The sequence below is a fragment of the Streptomyces sp. NPDC001851 genome, from assembly GCF_040297165.1.
Lineage (GTDB): Bacteria > Actinomycetota > Actinomycetes > Streptomycetales > Streptomycetaceae > Streptomyces.
The window spans coordinates 69,542-85,060 of sequence record NZ_JBEOYR010000025.1 but is presented as its reverse complement, the minus strand read 5'-3'; the positions used below and the strand labels follow the sequence as shown (position 1 = coordinate 85,060).

12 protein-coding genes are annotated in these 15,519 nt (G+C 72.6%); 9 read left to right on the top strand and 3 right to left on the bottom strand.

The annotated features are described in order from the left end of the window. Positions 1-42: 42 nt before the first annotated feature. Positions 43-1,077 (top strand): glycoside hydrolase family 6 protein, encoded by a 1,035-nt coding sequence (locus ABT171_RS31125; RefSeq protein ID WP_351249663.1) that lies wholly within the window; start codon positions 43-45, stop codon positions 1,075-1,077. Here ABT171_RS31125 and glxA read toward each other — a convergent pair whose 3' ends face one another. From glxA to ABT171_RS31110, 3 genes are all read right to left on the bottom strand, one after another. Further along, positions 1,078-3,015, bottom strand: coding sequence for a radical copper oxidase GlxA (gene glxA / locus ABT171_RS31120; protein WP_351249661.1), 1,938 nt, complete (start codon positions 3,013-3,015; stop codon positions 1,078-1,080). After that, positions 3,012-4,988 carry a glycosyltransferase family 2 protein gene (locus tag ABT171_RS31115; protein WP_351249659.1) on the bottom strand — a complete coding sequence of 659 codons (1,977 nt, stop codon included), beginning with the start codon at positions 4,986-4,988 and terminating at the stop codon, positions 3,012-3,014. The genes glxA and ABT171_RS31115 overlap by 4 nt, the downstream gene beginning before the upstream one ends. A gap of 268 nt (positions 4,989-5,256) precedes the next feature. Beyond that, positions 5,257-5,970 (bottom strand): FadR/GntR family transcriptional regulator, encoded by a 714-nt coding sequence (locus ABT171_RS31110; protein WP_351249657.1) that lies wholly within the window; start codon positions 5,968-5,970, stop codon positions 5,257-5,259. 252 nt (positions 5,971-6,222) lie between these two features. Here ABT171_RS31110 and ABT171_RS31105 point away from each other — a divergent pair, with 252 nt between their 5' ends. The 8 genes from ABT171_RS31105 to ABT171_RS31070 all read left to right on the top strand — a co-directional run bounded on the left by ABT171_RS31105 (position 6,223) and on the right by ABT171_RS31070 (position 15,485). Beyond that, on the top strand, positions 6,223-7,869 hold the full coding sequence (locus ABT171_RS31105; RefSeq protein WP_351249655.1) for an FAD-binding oxidoreductase: 1,647 nt from the start codon (positions 6,223-6,225) through the stop codon (positions 7,867-7,869). A gap of 50 nt (positions 7,870-7,919) precedes the next feature. Beyond that, positions 7,920-9,161 carry a sedoheptulose 7-phosphate cyclase gene (locus ABT171_RS31100; RefSeq protein WP_351249653.1) on the top strand — a complete coding sequence of 414 codons (1,242 nt, stop codon included), beginning with the start codon at positions 7,920-7,922 and terminating at the stop codon, positions 9,159-9,161. Beyond that, complete coding sequence (locus tag ABT171_RS31095) at positions 9,158-10,372, top strand: ROK family protein (RefSeq protein WP_351249651.1); 1,215 nt, start codon at positions 9,158-9,160, stop codon at positions 10,370-10,372. The genes ABT171_RS31100 and ABT171_RS31095 overlap by 4 nt, the downstream gene beginning before the upstream one ends. Then, entirely contained in the window at positions 10,369-11,499 is a 1,131-nt protein-coding gene (locus tag ABT171_RS31090) for an alcohol dehydrogenase catalytic domain-containing protein (protein ID WP_351249649.1), read from the top strand. The genes ABT171_RS31095 and ABT171_RS31090 overlap by 4 nt, the downstream gene beginning before the upstream one ends. A gap of 65 nt (positions 11,500-11,564) precedes the next feature. Next, positions 11,565-12,386, top strand: coding sequence for an SDR family NAD(P)-dependent oxidoreductase (locus tag ABT171_RS31085; protein WP_351249647.1), 822 nt, complete (start codon positions 11,565-11,567; stop codon positions 12,384-12,386). Then, a complete protein-coding gene (locus tag ABT171_RS31080; protein WP_351249645.1) occupies positions 12,383-13,291 on the top strand; it encodes a sugar phosphate isomerase/epimerase family protein in 909 nt (302 codons plus the stop codon). The genes ABT171_RS31085 and ABT171_RS31080 overlap by 4 nt, the downstream gene beginning before the upstream one ends. Then, on the top strand, positions 13,288-13,986 hold the full coding sequence (locus ABT171_RS31075; protein ID WP_351249643.1) for an HAD-IA family hydrolase: 699 nt from the start codon (positions 13,288-13,290) through the stop codon (positions 13,984-13,986). The genes ABT171_RS31080 and ABT171_RS31075 overlap by 4 nt, the downstream gene beginning before the upstream one ends. 272 nt (positions 13,987-14,258) lie before the next feature. Then, positions 14,259-15,485, top strand: coding sequence for a serine hydrolase domain-containing protein (locus ABT171_RS31070; protein ID WP_351249641.1), 1,227 nt, complete (start codon positions 14,259-14,261; stop codon positions 15,483-15,485). The last annotated feature ends 34 nt before the right edge of the window (positions 15,486-15,519 follow it).

Here is a 15,519-nt window from a genome sequence, read left to right as displayed (position 1 = left end):
TGGCCCCCTGACCGGTTTCACCCGGGGGGCAGGGGGATGCGTATGGACGTCAGCAGGGGGGCCCGTTCTTCCGCGCGCGCGTCGGCGGTGGTGGCGCTGGGGGCGGCACTGCTGCTGGCCGGATGCTCCTCCGGAAGCGGAGCCGGAGGCGGAGCCGGGAACGGGGACCCGGCGGCCCGTGTCACCCAGCAGCCCAAGGCCGCCGACCCGTTCTGGGTCAACCCGGACGGCACTGCGGCCCGCCAGCTCGCCGCCTACGCCAAGTCCGGCAAGAAGTCCGAGGCCGAGCAGATCAGGAAGATCGCCGAGCAGCCGGTGGGCGAGTGGATCGGCCCCGAGAACCCGGAGAACGAGGCCCGCGGCTTCACGGAGGCCGCCGAGAAGTCGGACCGCACGGCCCTGCTCGTCCTCTACAACATCCCGCACCGCGACTGCGGCCAGTACTCCCGGGGCGGCGCCGCCGACGGCAACGCCTACCGCGCCTGGATCGACGGCGTGGCCCGGGGCATCGGCGACCGCCCCGCGATGGTCGTCCTCGAACCCGACGCCGTCCTGCACCTCGTGGACGGCTGCACCCCGGCCCAGTTCCGCGAGGAGCGCTACGACCTCCTCAAGGGCGCGATCGCCACGCTCAAGTCCCTGAAGAACACCAAGGTCTACCTGGACGCGGGCAACGCCGGCTGGGGCCACCCCGACCAGATCTACCAGCCCCTCCAGCAGGCGGGCGTCGACCGGGCCGACGGCTTCGCCGTCAACGTCTCCAACTTCTACTCCACCCAGGACTCCACCGGCTACGGCAAGCAGCTCTCCGCGAAGGTGGGCGGCAAGCACTTCGTCATCGACACCAGCCGCAACGGCAACGGCCCCTACACGGGCGGCGACCCGGCCCAGCGCTGGTGCAACCCACCGGACCGGGCCCTGGGCGAGACCCCGACGACGAGGACGGCCGACCCCCTGGTGGACGCCTACCTGTGGGTCAAGCGCCCCGGGGAGTCCGACGGCACGTGCAAGGGAGGCCCGAAGGCAGGGGAGTGGTGGGCGAGTTACGCACTCGCCCTGGCCAGGAACAGCGAGTGACTACGGCACCTTCACCCACTGCGCCGTGGACGGCGTCCCCTGGTCGTCGTCCACGAAGAGCATGTACCACCCGGACTGCACCAGGTTCCGGTTCCCGGGAACGGTCACCGTGATCCTGTCCCCGGCCGTCCTGAAGTCCAGCGCGATCGACCGCTGGTCCACATCCGTCACATGCGTCGAAGCACTCGGCCGGATCAGCCGTACCTTCTTGATGCCGGCCGCGTGCTTCGACGTGAACGTCCCCGAAGCGCCCCGGGCGATCGTCTGCGGGCCCCCGCTCAAGGACGGCCGCGCGTCCCGGTACAGGTAGGGCGGCGTGTAGATCTCGATCCGCTGCTCGAACTTCCCCGGCTTCGTGTTCGCCTTGTCGCCGTACAGCGAGTCGGACCCGAAGAACATCACCCGCCCGTCCGGCAGCAGGATCGACCCGGAGTGGTAGTTCCGCCCCACCAGCGGATCGGCGACCTGCGTGAAGCTGTTGCTGTCGGGGTGGTACAGCCGTGCCTGGAGGATGTTGGAGTCGCCGCGCCCCCGGTAGTCCTCCGAGCCGCCGGACACCAGGACCGTGTCGTCGGGCAGGATCGAGGACTGCGGGTACCGGGTCCCCTTCTCCAGCTCGGGCCCGTCCGCGAACTCCGGGTGCGGGGCCTTCAGGCCGATCAGCCGTGTCTTCCTGCTCGACAGCGGGGACTCGCCGACACCGCCGCCCCCGATCACCATGAACCTCTCGTTCTGCGCCGGAGGCAGCAGCACGGTCCCGGAGGTCTCCATCATGTTCGGATCGCTGAGCCCGGGCAGCTTGGTGAACGTGTTCGTGTCCACGTCCCAGATCCCGGGGTCACGGCCCACGTTGTCCGGCCCGTACCCGGCATTCGACCCCGAGTAGAAGATCTTCCCGTTCTGCATCAGGAACAGCGCCGGATACGTCGGGAACTGCCGGATCTTCTTCGTGTACGTCCACTTCTCCGTCTTGGGGTCGAAGATCTCGTTCTTGCCCGGCACCAGCTGACCGATGTCGTCCAGGCCGGAGACACTGAGGATCCTGCCGTCCGACAGCGTGGTGAGCGTCGGGTACCAGCGGGCCTCGTTCATCGGGTCGACCTTGATGTACCGCTCGGCGACCGGATCGAACTCATAGGCGTCCCGGATGCCCTGGAAGTCCTTCTTGTCGAGGGCGAGCTTCTGCGCGATGCCGTAGGTGTTGCGCGCGTCGACGCCGGTCAGCCCCTGGATCCGGTAGTTGTCCTGGGTGCCGGTCTCGTACCGGGTGCCGCTCTTCTGCGCCTCGACGTAGATCCGCCCCAGGCCGGGGTCGTTGCGCAGGAACGCGCCGGTCCTCGGGTCGAAGACCTTCTTCGCCCGCGGGACGAGCACCGGGTCCTTGGACACGAAGGTCTTGCCGTTGGCCCGCCCGGTGAACGCCGTGCCCGCGGGCAGCGTGATCGGCCTGTCCGGGTTCTCGTTGTGGACGATCATCAGGCCGCCGGCCTTGGTGACGTCTCCCTTGAGCTTCTCGTACCGCTTGGTGCCGCCCGCGATCAGCAGATTGCCGTTGGCGAGCTGGGTGTGGCCGGTGCAGAACAGGTCGTTGGGCGTGGGGATCTTCTTGATCGTGCCCTTGACCGGGTCCCAGATCCGGGTGTCGAACCTCTTCTTGTCGAAGTTGTCCTGGTTGTTGCCGGAACCCGCGACCAGCAGCACCTTGCCGGTGTGCAGCAGCGCCGCGTGGATGGTGTCCTGGCGGTACTCCGGCGGGAACTCGATGATGTCCCAGTGGCCGTTCTCGGCCTTGTACTCGGGTCTGTTGATCTTGTACTGGTGGTACTGCGCGGTGCCGAAGCGGTACACCCACGGCCCGTTCATCCCGGCCAGCGCGAGCACCACCGCCGTACCGATCGCGAGCCGACGGGCGCGACGGCGGCCTGCCTGGTCCTTCATTCGCTACGTCCCCCAAGTCCGCCAAGGGCGATCTGCATGGTCTGTTCGTCGTCCCCGGCCGAGCCGCCCTGCGCGGCCGCCACCCAGGAGGGCCGCTGCTGGGGGGCGTGGGCCGCGTACGGCGCCGGTACCGCGTCCTGCGGTTCGGTGACCGGCCCGGCCGCCGCCGGCCTCGGCTTCCGCTTCTCCTGCCGCAGCGTGTACTGCCAGGCGAAGATCGGCGAGGCGGTGATCAGCAGCGCGAAGCACGCCCAGGTGATCATCGCGGGGTGGGAGTGCCCGAACGCGAAGCCGGCCGCGAGCGATCCGGCGAAGACCAGGATGAAGAACCAGTGGATCCGGAAGGTCCCGAACAGCGTGTCGGGGCTCGCCGACTCGCCCTTGGGCGTCACCACGAACTTGCTCCTGCGGCGCAGCACGGCGTCCATGAGGGAGCGCGCGTAGACGGGCGCGGACAGGGCGGACATCACCATGCCCGCGACACCGCCGGAGCCCTCCGGCTCGTGCGGGGAGACGTTGTGTCGCCGGTTCCAGACGTACAGGCCGATCTGGAGGGCGGACGCGTTGCCGTACAGCATCAGCCACACGGTCGGGTCGATGTTCACGCCCGAGGCGCCCAGGCCCAGGAACAGCGCGCAGCTCAGCGCGGCGAGGATCCAGTTGAGGGCGGACATCGGGTAGAAGATGATCATCATCGTGTAGTTGAAGAGCTTGCCCGGCCCCAGCGTGAACAGGCCCTTCCAGTACTGCTTGAGGATCGTCTCGTACGTGCCCCGGGACCAGCGCAGCTGCTGGGTGAAGAAGTCGGTCCAGGCGTTCGGGCCCTCACCGACGGCGAGCACGTCCGGGGTGTAGACGGACTTCCACTTCCGCCCGGTCGCCGGGTTCTTGGCGCGGTGCATCTCGAAGCCCGTCGCCATGTCCTCGGTGATGGAGTCGTACAGGCCGCCGATCTGCTTGAGCGCCCTGATGCGTACGGCGTTGGAGGTGCCGACGAACATCGGGGCGCCGTAGCGGTTGCCGGCGCGCTGGATCAGGGCGTGGAAGAGGAACTGCTGGGACTCGGCGGCCTTGGTGACGAACGTGTCGTAGTTGCCGTACACCTGGGGGCCGATGACGAAGCCGACGTCCGGGTCGCGGAAGTAACCGAGCATCCGCTCCAGGTAGTTGGGCAGCGGCACGTGGTCGGTGTCGACGGAGGCGAAGAAGTCGTAGTCGTCGCCGTGCGCCTCCAGCCAGGCGTTGTAGTTGCCGTGCTTGGTCTTCGCCCGGTGCGGTCCCGCGGGCTGGTTCCACCGCGTGACGCCCTTGCGGGAGAAGTGGTGCACGCCGAGCCGGGCGCAGACCTCCTTGACGGCCGGGTCGTCGCCCTCGTCCAGCAGCCACACGTGCAGCAGCCCCCGGTGGCGGAGCCGCACGGCCGCCTCCAGGGTCTTGGTGACCATCTCCAGCGGCTCCTTGCCGGGCACGAAGGAGGTGAGGAAGGCGACGCGGGTGCCGGTCTCGGGGACGACGGGTATCGGGTCGCGGGCGACGAGGGTGGCGTGCGCGTTGGACAGCACGTTCATGCAGCGGAAGAACTCGATCAGGCCGATCGAGACGAGCATGACGGTGTCGAGGGCCGGCAGGAAGTCGTGGGCGGGATAGTCGCGTTCGGTCCAGTGCTCGGGCTGGAGCAGCCAGAACAGCAGGACCAGGGAGAGCACGGGGGCCGCGCCCAGCATGAGCGCGGCGCGGATGCGGTGCGGCTCCTGCGAGAGCAGCGACCGGTACTGCACCCTGTACGGCGTGGCCGGGTCGGGCTGGGTGAGGGGGCCCGCGAGCCGGCTGTAGTGCTCGTAGTCGTATCTCGGCAGGCTGTTCCTCATCCGGCGCAACTGGCCGGTCCGGTGTGTGACCGCCCTGAGCTGTGTGGTGTGTGACGGGTCGTTGTGAGCGTGGCTCGGTCCGGCGCCCGGCGGCGTCGACGTCATGAGTCATTCCCCCCACACGCAGGTGACCGCGTGTCGTGTCGCTGTGGTGGCTCGCAGCCCCCACGTCCTCCCCACCTCATGGACATGGGACGGCGACCTTCCGGTTGCATGATGCCCCCCTCGGCATCGATTCATGAGCGGGGCCCCCTCCCCGCCGTACCGCAACCGTTTGCTTCCCCTCAACTGCCGCGAAACGGCGGCAGCTTGGGCATCCAGGGTTCTACGGCGCTCCGCATGATCGCAAGACGCGAAACGATCTGTTTACCGGTCAAACCCGTTCATTGTGGGGCTCGCGAGGCGGGGGTGCGCCGGTGGTGGAGAGGCGGGCACGGATGTTGCCGAAGTGGTCCCTTATGGCCTCCTCCGCCCGCAGTGAGTCGCCGGACCGGACCGCGTCCACGATCTCCCGGTGCTGGCGGCAGGTGACCCTGGGGTCCTGCGGCACGTCCACCAGATCCCGCCGCACCCGGTGGAAGGCGTCCCAGAACGCCTCCAGCACCTCGCTCAGCAGCACGTTGTCCAGCCCCCGGTAGAGGGTGGCGTGAAAGGCCCGGTCGGTCTCGGCGAGGCCGGCTCCCTGCGCGGCCTCCTGCTCCATACGTCGGACAAGGGCGTCCAGTTCAACGAGGTCCGCCTCGGGCAGCCGCCCGGCCAGCCGGGAGACCAGCCCGGTCTCCACCGCCTCGCGCAGCTCCAGCAGCTGCAGCAGGGAGTCCTCGCCCCGGTAGTGCCCGGCGACCGTGCGGAAGGCCAGCCCCTCAATCAAGGGGGCGAACGACATGGAGCCGACGTACGTCCCGAAGCCGTGCCGGATCTCCACGATCCCCATCGCCTGCAGCGCCTTCAGGGCCTCGCGCACCGAGTTCCGGCTCGCGCCGAGGTGCTCCATCAGCTCGGGCTCGGTCGGCAGCGGGGCGCCCGAGGGCAGCCGCCGGTCGACGATCAGCTTCTTGATCCGCTCCTGAAGGTCCCGGGCTGCCATGGCGAGAGGGTACGCAACTTTTCCGCCAGACGCATCAGTCGGAATTTCCGGCACCGGTGACCGGGCGGTGCGGAGGGGAAACTTCCCTCTCCATCCGGGCCGCTTCTGTTACGGCTTCCGTATAGCCGGGGCGCGCGATACGAACGCCGTATAGGTCCCGCGGATCCCGTATTTGTCGCCCCGCTCGGGCGCGTTCTACGTTGTTCGCGATCACCCGAGCGTGACTCGAATGTGAACGGGGGCTTTCTTCACATGAGTTCATTGAGCCGGCGCCGCCTGTTGGTCACGGGGTCGGGCGCCGCCGCTGGTATCGGCCTCGCGCCGGCGTCCGCCGCCGCGGCCGGACCCTCCGCCGCGAGCGCCGACCCGGTCACCGTGACACCGGACGACGCACGGTACGCCGACCTGACGAGCGGCCTGAACCAGCGCTTCACCGCGAGGCCGGAGCGCATCGCGCTGCCCACGACGACGCGTCAGGTGGTCGCCCTGGTGCAGGACGCGGTGGACCGCGGCAAGCGCATCAGCATCCGCGGCGGCGGCCACTGTTTCGAGGACTTCGTCTTCAATTCCGACGTCGACGTCGTCATCAACATGTCCCGGATGAATTCCGTTTCCTTCGACGAGGAACGCGGGGCATTCGCCGTCGAGGGCGGCGCCACGCTGCTGAACGTCTATGAATCCCTTTACGAGGGCTGGGGCGTCACCATTCCCGGCGGCGCCTGCTATTCCGTCGGCGTGGGCGGCCATGTCAGCGGCGGCGGCTACGGCATGCTCTCCCGCGCCCACGGCCTGACCGTCGACCATCTGCACGCCGTGGAGGTCGTGGTCGTCGACGCCTCGGGCCGGGCCCGCACCGTCGTCGCGAGCCGCGACCCCGGCGACCCGCACCACGACCTGTTCTGGGCGCACACCGGCGCCGGCGGCGGGAACTTCGGGGTCATCACCCGGTACTGGTTCCGCACCCCCGGCAGCGCCGGCCGGGACCCCGGGGCGCTGCTGCCGAAGCCGCCGGCCGAGGTGTACGTCACGATGGCGTCCTGGCCCTGGGAGGACGTCAGCAAGGCCGGGTTCATCGAGCTGCTGGACGCGTACGGCTCCTGGCTGGAGCGGCACAGCGCGACCTCCTCCCCGTACCGGGACATGTGCGTGTGGCTGATGCCCAATCACCAGTCGACCGGCGACATCTCCCTGATCGCCCAGCTCGACGCGACGGTCCCGGACGCCCCGCGGCTGCTGACCGGCTTCCTCACCACCCTCAACCGGGCCCTGGGCGTCACCGACAGCCCGGGCGTGCCCGAGCGGACCGGTGCCACCCACCGGTCGACGTACGCCACCACACAGCGACTGCCCTGGCTGCGCGCCACCCGCTACGTGGGCACGGTCAGCCCCACCCAGACCGACCCCAACATGCGCGGCAAGCACAAGTCGGCGTTCCACCGCAAACGCTTCACCCGCGAGCAGATCGAGACGATCTACGGCCACCTCACCCGTTCACCGCAGCACGCGAAGATCGCCGGACTGGTCATCCCGTCCACGGCCGGCCGGATCGCCGACGTCGCCCCGGACGCGACGGCCGTGGCCCAGCGCGACTCCGTCATGAAGGTCACCTACGAGACGTACTGGTACGACGAGAGCGACGACGCGGCCAACATCGCCTGGGTGCGCGGCATCTACGCCGACGTGTACGCCGCCACCGGCGGAGTGCCGGTCCCCGGCGAGCGCACCGACGGCTGCTACGTGAACTATCCCGACGCCGACCTCTCCGACGCCCGCCACAACCGGTCGTCCGTGCCCTGGCACGACCTCTACTACAAGGGCAACTACCGCCGGCTGCAGGAGGTCAAGCGGCGCTGGGACCCGCGTGACGTCTTCCGGCACCGCCAGTCCGTGCGCGCTTGACCTCCTCCCCTTCGACTTCTCTTCCGGAACTCCCCCAGGAGCGACGACGCATGTCTGTCACCACCCCCGCCCCCACCCCCACCGCCGCCCTCGGCACCCCCGCCGACCTGCCCAAGCCGCCCGGCCTGACCTGGCGGGTGCAGTCCCGTGAGCCCGTCGGCTACGACGTCACCGTCGTCCGCGGGCTGCTGGACCCGGACAACCCCGCGCTCGCCCGGGCCTGCGGCGGCGACGGCCAGCGCCCGACCCGCTGCCTGGTGGTCGTCGACGACAAGGTGCACACCCTCTACGGCGAGCGGATCCGCGCCTACCTCGACACCTGGCGCGTGGAGTCCTTCTGGAAGGTCCTGCCCGGCGACGAGGCGGCCAAGCATCTCGACAGCGCCGTCGAGGTGACCGAGGCGATGACCGCGATGGGCCTGCTGCGCCGCACCGAGAAGGTCGTCGCCGTCGGCGGCGGCGTGGTCCTGGACGTCGCCGGGTTCGCCGCCAGCCTGTACCGGCGCGGGGTCCCCTACGTCCGGGTCCCCACCACGCTGCTCGGCCAGATCGACGCGGGCATCGGCGTCAAGACCGGCGTCAACCACGGCACGCACAAGAACCGGCTGGGCACCTACTACGCGCCTGAGACGGCGCTGATCGACCCGGAGTTCCTCACCACCGTCGAGCCGCGGCACATCGTCAACGGCACCGCCGAGATCATCAAGATGGCCCTGGTCAAGGACGCGGCGCTGTTCCGGCTGCTGGAGGCCACCGTTGCGGACACCGGCCCGCAGGGCCTCGCCGCGGGCGGCGCCGCCGCCACCGAGGTGATCTCCCGCGCCATCGCCGGGATGCTCGACGAACTGGAGCCGAACCTGTGGGAGCAGGTGCTGGAGCGGTCGGTCGACTACGGCCACACCTTCAGCCCCTCCCTCGAACTGCGCGCCGACCCGCCTCTGCTGCACGGTGAGGCGGTCGCCGCCGACATGGCGATCTGTGTCGCCCTGGCCCACCACCGCGGGCTGCTGTCCGCCGAGGACACCGACCGCGCGCTGCGCCTGCTGCACAGCGCCGGACTGCCCCTCACCCACGCCGTGTTCACCACCGACCTGCTCCAGGAGGCCCTGCGGGACGCGATCAAGCACCGGGACGGCCTGCAGCGGGTACCGCTCACCGACGGCATCGGCCGGGTGCGGTTCGTCAACGACCTCACCCGCGACGAGCTGGACCGGGCCCGGGAGTTCGTCCGGCAGCGGGCCGAGGACCTCGGCGCCGCCGGGGACTCCGTGCTGCTGGCCACCGCGTCGTGACGGCGGCGATCGGGAGCGCCGGGACACCGGGAACGACGCAGCCGCGCGCGGGACTCGGACGACCCGGCACCGGCGACGGCGACCGCACCGGCGGCAGCGGCGATCGCGGGGACGGTGGTCCGGACATCGCGGTGGTCGACGTCGGCGGTACCCGCTTGCGGCACGCCCTCTGGTCGCCCGGGTGCGGGGTGCGGGACCTGACCGACGGGCCCTCGCCCAGCCGGCGGACCCATCCCACCCTGTCCGTCGGCCGGTTGCGCGGTCTGATGACCGAGGCGCTGTGCGCGGCCGTCCCGGCGGGCGTGGACCGTGCCGGGGTGTCGTTCGGCGCGGCGCTCGACCACCGCACCGGGACGGTGTTCGCCTCCGCCCCGCTGTGGGGTGCGCACACCGAGCCGTACGATCTGCGCGCCGCGCTCGGCGCTGCCCGGCCCGACGTCACCTGGCACCTCGTCAACGACGTCACGGCGGCCCTGCTCCACGCGGCCGCCGCACCCCACCGCCGGGACCTGCGCAAACTGCTCCTGGTCACCGTCAGCACGGGCATCGCCTGCCGCACCCTGGACCTGCGCACCGGGACCGTGCCGGTGGACGAGTCCGGGCTGCAGGGCGAGATCGGCCATCTGCCGGCCGCCGGGCCGTCGGCCTCGGCCCTCGCCGGGACGCCCGTCTGCGACTGCGGCCACCCCGGCCATGTCGCCGCGTACGCCTCCGGCCCGGGGCTGCGGCGGGTCGCCGGCCTGCTGCGGGCGCGGTCCCCGCGGCGCTGGGCGGCCTCGGCGCTGGCCCGGGCCGAGGAGCAGACCGGATTCGAGGACGCGCTGCGCGGCGCGCTGGACGCGGGCGACGCCATGGCCGGGGAACTGCTGGCCGCTGCGACCGAGCCGCTCGCGGACATCCTGCGCACCGCGCTCTGCCTGGACCCGGAGCTCGACGAGATCGTGCTCACGGGCGGCGTGGCGTACGGGCTCGGCGACCACCTGCGCCGGGCCCTCCTGGACCACCTCACCCGGTGCGGCCTCTACCTGACCGCCGACCACCACCCCGACTGGGCGTCCCGCCGCATCACGGTCGCCCGGCCGGGCGAGGCCGACCCGCTGATCGGCGCGGGCATCGCGGCACTGGAGACACGCCGGCCGACTCCGCCGGGCGCCCACGCCGTACCCACCTCCCGGTCTCACGAACGAACCCCTGCAGGAGCCCCCCGATGACCGCTGCCACGCTGCACCGTGCGATCGTCCGTACGGGCGACCGGGTCCGGGTGGAGCTGCGGCCCACCCCGCAGCCCGTGGCCGGTGAGGTGCTGGTCGCCCCGCAGGTCGCCGGAGTGTGCGGGACGGACCTGCAGATGCTGCGCGGGCTGCGCGGCGACCCGGCGCCGGTGATCGGGCACGAGGGATCGGCGCTGGTCGTCGCCGCCGGCCCCGGCGTCGGCCCCGCCCTGGCGCCGGGCACCCGGGTCACGGTCAACCCGACCCACCCCGAGGACCCGTCCTTCCTGCTCGGCCACCACCTCGACGGCCTGCTCCAGGAACGCGCGCTCATCCCGGCGACCGCCGTGCGCGCGGGCCTCGTCACGCCGCTGCCCGCCCCCCTCGTACCGGGCGACCTGGCCGCCCTGCTGGAGCCGCTGGCGACCGTGCGCTACGCGTTCTCCGTGCTGGAGCGGACGCCCCTGCACACCCTGCTCGTCTTCGGCGACGGCACGGTCGGTCATCTGGCCGTGCGGGCCGCCGCACGGCTGCGCGGGGCGGACGTGCGTACCGTGCACGTCCATCACACGCGGGCCGGGCGCGCCTGGAGCGAGGACCGCGACCACCGGGCGGACGTCCTGCTGTGCGCGGCCGACGGACCGGACGCGGTGCGGGCGGCGGTCGGCGAGGGACCCGTCGCCGTCCTGCTGGCCACACCCCGCGACGCGACGCTGCGCTGTCTGGAGACGGCGCTGCGGGCGGTGCCCGGGGACCTCACCGTCGACCTGCTCGGCGGACTGCCCTCCGACGCCGCGTCCCCGCTGCTGCCCGGCGTCGGACTCGCCGCCGTGCGCGCGGCCAACTGCGGCGGCCGGCCGGCCGTGCCCCGCATCGAGGACGCCGTCACCGACAGCGGAGCGCGGGTACGGCTCTTCGGGCACCGCGGCGTGGCCGATCACCATCTCCGGGACGCCGCCGCCGAGTTGACGGCCGCTCCCGAGCGGTACCGCGACCTGGTCACGCACGCCGCCGACCTGGACGAGGCCGCCCGGATCATGCGGCACCTGGCGGTCCACCGCGATCGCACATGGCAGGGGCGCCGCCTGGTCAAACTCGCCGTGCGCGTCGCGGCGGACGACACCTGACCGGCATCCGTCCCCCACCCCCCCATGACCACCACCACTGCCCCCGGGCTCACCAAGGAGACCTGATGACCGTCCCCCAGCAGCCGCCCGCCGCCCGCCGTGCCCTGGTCGTCGGCGGCTCGACCGGAATCGGCCGCGCGGTCGCCGAGGCCTGGGCCCGGACCGGTCTCGACGTCCTCGTGCTGAGCCGCACCAGGCCCGGCGGAGACGACGCCGAACTGCTGCGCTGGGCCCCGCTGGACCTCACCGACGCCGACGCCACCCGCACCGCGCTCGCCCGTGCCGCGGCCGGCCCCCTCGACGCCGTGTGCTACTCGGCCGTGTCGTACGGCGCCCGGCGCGCACCGTTCGGGGACGTCGCCGAGGACGAGTGGCGCAGGCAGGTCGAGGTCAACCTGCACGGCCTGTGGCTGACGCTCGCGGCGACGCTCCCCGCGCTGCGCCGGGCACGGCCCGGGCTGTTCCTCGGCATCTCCTCCGAGGTGGTCTACAACGCCGGTCCGGGCCGCTCCGGTTACGCCGCCACCAAGGCGGCGGGCAGCGCGCTGCTCGACTCGGTCGCCCAGGAGGAGGGCCCGGACGGCGTCCGTGTCGTGCAGGCGCTCCCCGCGGGCATGGTGGACACGCCCGGGATCCGCCGCCGCCGGCCCGAGGACTTCGACTACGGCGCCTACATGCGTCCGGAGCTGTTCGCGCCACTCGCCCACGCCCTGGTCGGCGCGGGCGCCGCCGCCGGCCACCACGGCGACAGCCTGGTCGTGGACGAGCACGGCCAGTGGCACTCGGTACGCGAGGCCCGCCCCGTCTCCCAGAGCCGCGAGGTCCGGCCGGTCCCGCGGGGCCGCGAGGTCCGCCGGGGCTCCGAGAGCAGTGAGGTCCCCGCATGACCGTATCGCCCGGCCGTGGCGCCCCCGGGCCCGCCGCGATGCCGGCCGCCGTCGGACTCGCCTCCTGGCGGCTGCCCGCGCGGGGCGCCGAGGCGGCCGTCCGCTGCGCCGCGCGGCTCGGTGCCGACGGCGTGCAGCTCGACCTCGGCGGCCCCGGCCGCGGTCCGTGGGCCGACGCCCCGGGCACGGTGGAGGCCGCGCTGCGGGCGAGTGCCGAGACCGGCGTCGCGCTGCTCGGGCTGACCGCCAACACCCTGAACGACGTCGGTCTGAGCGCCCCGGCGCACAGCGCCGACGCCTCCCTCGCCCGCACCGTGCTCGTACGGCTGCTGGACGCCGCGGACGCCTACGGCGTGCCGCTGGTGTTCGTGCCCAGCTTCCGGCGCAGCGCCATCGAGACCCCGCAGGACTTCCGGGCCACCGTGCGGATCCTGTCCTGGGCAGCGGCCGAGGCCGCCGCCCGCGGGCTCGTCCTCGCCAGCGAGAACGTGCTGGACGGTGAGCGCGCCGCCGACCTGGTGGCGGACGTCGGCTCGCCGGGGTTCCGGCTGCTGCTCGACCCGTACAACCTGTGCGTGGCCGGGCATGATCCCGTGCGCTGGGTGAGGGCCGTCGGGCCGTACCTCGCCGACCAGATCCACCTCAAGGACGGCCGCCCCGGCACTGCGGTGAGCGCCGCGCTCGGCACGGGGGAGGGCCGGCTGGACGACGTGCTCGACGCCGTCGCCGCCCACGGCCCCGCCCCGCGCGCCCTGGTCCTGGAGAACGACTACCGCGACGGGGACACCACCCAGCCGCTGCGCGACCTCGTGTGGACCCGCGCGCGAACCCGGGCCCGCCCCCGCACAGCCCGGCCCGTGCCGCCGGCCGGGACCCCCACCCACCTGAACGAGGCAGACCTATGACGCCGTACCGCACACTCACCCCGCACGCCCTGCTCTTCGACATGGACGGCACCCTGGTCGACTCCACCGTGGTGGTCGAGCGGACCTGGCGCCGTTTCGCACGGCGGCACGGGCTCGACGCCGAGCGGATCCTCGCCACCGCCCACGGCCGCCGCACCGGCGAGACCGTGGCGCGGTACGCCCCCGCGGGCGTCGACGTGGCGGCCGAGACGGCGCGGCTCGTCGCCGAGGAGGTCGAGGACGTCGAGGGCGTCGTCGCGGTGCCGGGCGCGCCGGAGCTGCTGGCCGCACTGCCCGAGGACCGCTGGGCGGTGGTGACCTCAGCCGGACGCGAGCTGACACACCGCCGGATGGCGGCGGCCGGGCTGCCGCTGCCGCCCCTGCTGATCAGCGCCGACGACGTGCGGGAGGGCAAGCCGAGCCCGGAGGGCTATCTGGCCGCGGCTGCCGCCCTGCGGGTGCCGGCCGCCGCGACGGTGGTCTTCGAGGACGCCGAGGCCGGACTGCGCGCGGCGGTTGCCGCGGGTGCCACCCCCGTGGTGGTCGGCGCCCACCGGGGCCCGGCGGCCGAGGGCCTGCTGCGCGTGCGCGACCTGCGCGAGGTGACACTGACCGGTGCGGATCACGCCGCCCTCCACCTCGCTCTGCAGCCCGCCGCCCCGTACGCGGCCACCCCGTCCCCGGCTGCCCCATAGGCCGCCCGGCACTCGGCCACCTTGCCTTGTCCCGGGCTGCCCCCTCGGCCGCCCCGTGTCCGGCCGCCCGGCGCCAGGCCGCCCGGCACTCGGCCGCCCCGTGTCCGGCCGCCCGGCGCCAGGCTGCCCCGCACCCGGCCGGCCCGTGTCCGGCTGCCCGCACCCCGCCGCCTCGCACCGGTCCCCCGGTACCCGGCAGCGGCACGCCCGAGCCGGCGTCCCACGTCTCAACCCACCTTGTTCTCCCCGCACTTGAAGGAGTGTGCGCACCCATGACCACCGCGCCCGAGACCACCGTCCCCGACGCCCCGCCCGCCGTCACCGGCCCGGCCGTCTTCGGTTCCGTCGCCGAGGGATTCGAGGAGGTGCACGAGGAGTTCGGCCGCAACCTGGAGGAGCGGGACGAACTCGGCGGCGCCTTCTGTGCCTGGTGGCGAGGCGAGAAGGTGGTGGACATCTGGGGCGGCACGGCCGACTCCGCCACCGGCCGCCCCTGGGAGCCCGGCACCAAGTCGCTGATCTTCTCGGGCAGCAAGGGCATCGTGGCGATCACGCTGCTCGTCGCCGTCCAGAAGGGCCTGATCGACTGGGACACCCCCGTCGCCCACTACTGGCCCGAGTTCGCCCGGCACGGCAAGGACCGCATCACTCTGCGGCAGGTGATGTCGTACACGGCGGGCCTGCCCGGCGTCCGGGCGCCGCTCGGGCAGGACGACATCACCGACCCCGTGGCCATGGCGCGGCTCATCGCCGAGCAGGCGCCGGAGGAGGACGAGCGGGCCGCGGGCATCCTGTACGGCCCCTACACGGCGGGCTGGATCGCCGGCGAGGTGGTGCGCCGGGTGGACGGGCGTTCCATCGACCGGTTCTTCGCCGAGGAGGTCGCCGTCCCGCACGGCCTCGACATGGCCTTCGGCATCCGGGCCGACCGCGCGGACGAGGTGGCGCAACTGGAGTACGGGGCGCACTTCCTGGAGCAGTACACCGGGTTCTTCACCAGCGAGGATCCGATGACCCAGCGGATCTGGCAGAACCCGGTCCCCTTCCCGCACGAGGAGATGGTCTGGAACCGCCCGGAGCGGCGTACCGCGCTGATCCCCGCGGCCAACGTCATCGGCACGGCACGGGCCATCTCGCGGCTGTACGCCATCCTGGCCGCCGACTCGGTGCGCGCGCCCGGGGAGGAGCACCTCCTGCTGTCGCGCGAGGTGCTGGACGACGCGCGGCGCGAGTACGTGCGCAAGACGGATCCGCTCATCGACATCCGCATGGTGTACGGCGGTGCGGGCTTCCGGCTGCGGGCCACCCCGCGCGACGGCGTGGACGGCGACTCCTTCGGGCATGACGGCGGCGGCGGTTCGGCCCACCTGGCCTGGCCCGGCGCGGGTGTCGGCGTCTCCTACATCACCAACCGGCTCATCGCGGTGGGCCCCGACGACAAGCGGGCCTCCTCGCTGCTGAAGGCTCTCGCGCGGGCGGTGACCCGGCTCGGCGCGTGACAGCCCCGCCGCCGGGGTCTGACCTCCCCCCGGC